At 60.5% G+C, this 1,257-nt stretch carries 1 protein-coding gene; it reads left to right on the forward strand.

The window, feature by feature from the left end; translation table 11 throughout:
• Window positions 1-1,257 (forward strand): 1,3-beta-galactosyl-N-acetylhexosamine phosphorylase (gene gnpA / locus ACMI1Q_RS09500; RefSeq protein WP_419503588.1); only part of this gene is annotated, 1,257 nt, incomplete at both ends.

Genomic DNA, 1,257 nt, shown 5'->3' on the forward strand with positions numbered 1-1,257 from the left:
CACCAGATCACCTTCGACGTGCGCCAGCCCAAGACCCACAAGTTCACCATGGAGCGCCTGCGCAAGTACATCGCCGAGCACCCCTATGTGAACGTCATCCGCTACACCACCTTCTTCCACCAGTTCACCCTGGTGTTCGACAAGCTCAAGCGGGAGAAGTATGTGGACTGGTACGGCTATTCCGCCTCGGTCAGCCCCTACATCCTGGAGCAGTTTGAGAAAGAAGTGGGCTACAAGTTCCGCCCGGAATTCATCATCGACCAGGGCTACTACAACAACCAGTACCGTGTGCCCAGCAAGGAGTTCAAAGACTTTATGGCTTTCCAGCGTCGCGAGGTGGCAAAGCTGGCCAAGGAAATGGTGGACATCACCCACGAGCTGGGCAAGGAAGCCATGATGTTCCTTGGTGACCACTGGATCGGCACCGAGCCCTACATGCCGGAGTTCGCCTCCATCGGGCTGGACGCGGTGGTAGGCAGCGTGGGCAACGGCAGCACCCTGCGGCTCATCAGCGACATTCCCGGTGTGAAATACACCGAGGGCCGTTTCCTGCCTTACTTCTTCCCGGACACCTTCCACGAGGGCGGCGACCCGGTGAAGGAAGCCAAGGAAAACTGGGTCACTGCGCGGCGGGCTATCCTGCGCAAGCCGGTGGACCGCATCGGCTACGGCGGCTATCTGAAACTGGCTCTGGAGTTCCCTGAATTCATCGACTACGTGGAGAGCGTTTGCAACGAGTTCCGTGAGTTGTACGAGAATGCCCGTGGCACCACCGCCTACTGCATCAAGACTGTGGCGGTTCTGAACAGCTGGGGCAAGGCCCGCAGCTGGGGCTGCCATATGGTGCATCACGCACTGTATCAAAAGCAGAACTACAGCTACGCCGGTATCATCGAGGCGCTCTCTGGCGCGCCCTTTGATGTGCGTTTCATCAGCTTTGACGACATCAAGGCTGATCCCTCCGTCCTGAACGATGTGGACGTGCTGGTGAACGTGGGCGACGGTGACACCGCCCACACCGGCGGCGCGGTCTGGGAGGAACCGGCTGTGTCGGCGGCCATCCGGGGCTTCATCCGCCGGGGCGGCGGCTTCATCGGCGTGGGCGAGCCCTCCGGCCACCAGTACCAGGGCCACTACCTGCAGCTTGCGTCTGCGCTGGGCGTGGAAAAAGAGACGGGCATGACCCTGAACTACGACAAGTACAACTGGGAGGAGCATCCCGGCCACTTCATCCTGGCTGACACCACCAAGCCGGTG

The organism is Candidatus Allofournierella excrementavium (genome assembly GCF_048526665.1).
In the GTDB taxonomy this organism is placed as follows: domain Bacteria; phylum Bacillota; class Clostridia; order Oscillospirales; family Ruminococcaceae; genus Allofournierella_A; species Allofournierella_A excrementavium.